General features: G+C 73.4%; 1 protein-coding gene. It reads right to left on the bottom strand.

Going from position 1 to position 563, the window contains the following annotated elements; translation table 11 throughout:
* Positions 1-563, bottom strand: a 563-nt coding sequence (locus Mco01_RS38810) for a patatin-like phospholipase family protein (RefSeq protein WP_204061807.1), incomplete at both ends; no start/stop codon positions are given.

Raw genomic sequence — 563 nt, 5'->3', positions numbered from 1 at the left:
TCACCCGCCAGATCGACGTTGATCCCGGCCCTGAGAGCACCGTCGATGTAACGACGCCCCCCAATGGTGATCGGCGGAGCGGTCGCGGGGAAGGCGATGCTGGCGGCCACGGCCTCAGGCAGCGATGCGGCGCCATGCCGGTCCCAGATCACCGCCTCGCCGGTCTCGGCGTCCACCGACGGGATCAGCAGCGGCGTGTCCGGCCACTGCACGTCGCCGACCAGGAACCGCATCCGGGCGATGGCCGCCTCCTCACCGCCGGTCGAGGCGGTGGCGGCGAGCCGGCCGACCCGGCGCAGAGCCTCGGTTCGCTCAAGCCCCGTATCGCCGAGCGTCGCGAACACTTCCGCGAGTCTGTCCGGATCAGTCCGTACGCCGCCCTCGGGATCGGTGGGCGCGGGCAGCACGGCGAGCCGGTCGAGGTCCCCTCCACTGGCCAGAATCGCCCCCACGATGGCGCCCGCCGACGTACCCACAATCAGATCGGCCGCACCCAGGTCCACCCCCTCGCGGCCCAGCCCCGCCGCCAGCCCGGCCAGCCACGCCGTACCGACCGGGCCACC

Source organism: Microbispora corallina, assembly GCF_016863035.1.
Lineage (GTDB): Bacteria > Actinomycetota > Actinomycetes > Streptosporangiales > Streptosporangiaceae > Microbispora > Microbispora corallina.
Note: the sequence above shows the minus strand (reverse complement) of the source record. Positions and strands in the feature narration are given on the sequence as shown.